Source organism: Aeromonas finlandensis (genome assembly GCF_000764645.1).
In the GTDB taxonomy this organism is placed as follows: Bacteria; Pseudomonadota; Gammaproteobacteria; order Enterobacterales; family Aeromonadaceae; genus Aeromonas; species Aeromonas finlandensis.
This window is the reverse complement of sequence record NZ_JRGK01000373.1, coordinates 1-1662: the sequence shown is the minus strand read 5'-3', so window position 1 is coordinate 1662 and position 1662 is coordinate 1. Positions and strand designations below refer to the sequence as shown.

The following is a 1662-nucleotide window of genomic DNA, read 5'->3' as shown; positions in this document are numbered from 1 at the left end:
GGTTTCATCGAAACCGACATGACCCGTGCCCTGAATGACGATCAACGTGCAGGCATCATGAGTCAGGTGCCTGCCGCCCGTTTGGGTGATCCAAAAGAAATTGCCGCAGCTGTGGTATTCTTGGCTTCTGATGAAGCAGCCTATATCACCGGCGAAACCCTGCATGTTAATGGCGGGATGTACATGGTGTAATCAATTTGTCGTGAGATCTGTTCAAATTTGCGATAGTACGCCGAAGTTTGGCACATTTCGTGGTTTGACCAGCGGCAAGCTACTTGCAAACTCACGTCAATTGAATAAACTACCCCAACCAGACGCAAATAGCGTATTTTTAAAGGAAAATTCAGGTCATGAGCAACATCGAAGAACGCGTAAAGAAAATCATCATCGAACAACTGGGTGTTAAAGAAGAAGACGTTAAGAACGCTGCCTCCTTCGTCGACGACCTGGGCGCTGACTCTTTGGATACCGTTGAACTGGTAATGGCGCTGGAAGAAGAATTCGATACCGAAATTCCTGATGAAGAAGCCGAGAAGATCACCACTGTTCAAGCGGCTATCGACTACATCACCGCTAATCAGGAATAAGTTCCTGTTCTGAAAGAAGCGGCCCAAGGGCCGCTTCTTTTGTATTTGTTCCCTTTCAAATCACCTCTCGGAGATACCTCAGTGTCAAAACGCAGAGTCGTGGTGACCGGCTTGGGGATGCTTTCCCCGGTGGGTAACACTGCCGAATCCAGCTGGCAAGCACTGCTCAACGGGCAGAGCGGCATTTCCCTTATCGATCACTTTGATGCCAGCGAGTTCGCAACCCGCTTCGCAGGTCTGGTCAAGGATTTCGATCCCGAGCAGTACGGTATCAACCGTAAAGACGCGCGCAAGATGGATCTCTTCATTCAATACGGCATCGCGGCCGGTATGCAGGCACTGGATGATTCCGGCCTGACCATCAATGAAGAGAATGCCGAGCGTGTCGGCGTAGCGATTGGCTCCGGTATTGGCGGTCTGGGTCTGATTGAACAGAACCACGATAGCCTCGTCAACGGTGGCCCGCGCAAGATCAGCCCCTTCTTCGTACCGTCCACCATCATCAATATGGTGTCCGGTCATCTCTCCATCATGAAAGGTCTGCAAGGGCCGAACATCGCAGTGACCACTGCCTGTACCACAGGTACCCATGCCATCGGCATGGCGGGCCGGATGATCGCTTACGGTGATGCGGACGTGATGGTCGCGGGTGGTACCGAAAAAGCCTCTACCCCGATGGGGATGGGCGGTTTTGCTGCGGCCAAGGCGCTCTCCAACCGCAATGACGAGCCGCAAAAAGCGAGCCGTCCGTGGGACAAGGATCGCGACGGTTTCGTGCTGGGTGATGGTGCCGGGGTGCTGGTGCTGGAAGAGTACGAACACGCCAAGGCCCGTGGCGCCAAGATCTACGCCGAGCTGGTCGGTTTTGGCATGAGCGGTGACGCCTATCACATGACTGCGCCTCCCGCTGATGGCAACGGTGGCGCCCGCGCCATGAAAAATGCCATCAAGGATGCGGGCATTGCCCCCGAGCAGATTGGCTACATCAATGCTCACGGCACCTCCACCCCGCTGGGTGACGTGGCCGAGCTGCGTGGCATGAAGTCGGTGTTTGGCGAGCACGCCAAGTCCCTGA

The 1662-nt window shown here is 54.6% G+C and carries 3 protein-coding genes; all 3 read left to right on the top strand.

Going from position 1 to position 1662, the window contains the following annotated elements; genetic code table 11:
- On the top strand, positions 1 to 192 hold a 192-nt coding region (locus LD28_RS0121900; RefSeq protein WP_033138980.1), incomplete at its 5' end, for an SDR family oxidoreductase.
- Positions 193 to 350: 158 nt separating this feature from the next.
- Entirely contained in the window at positions 351 to 587 is a 237-nt protein-coding gene (gene acpP, locus LD28_RS0121895; protein ID WP_005300909.1) for an acyl carrier protein, read from the top strand.
- Between the two features lie 81 nt (positions 588 to 668).
- Positions 669 to 1662, top strand: a 994-nt coding sequence (gene fabF / locus LD28_RS0121890) for a beta-ketoacyl-ACP synthase II (protein ID WP_033138981.1), incomplete at its 3' end; no start/stop codon positions are given.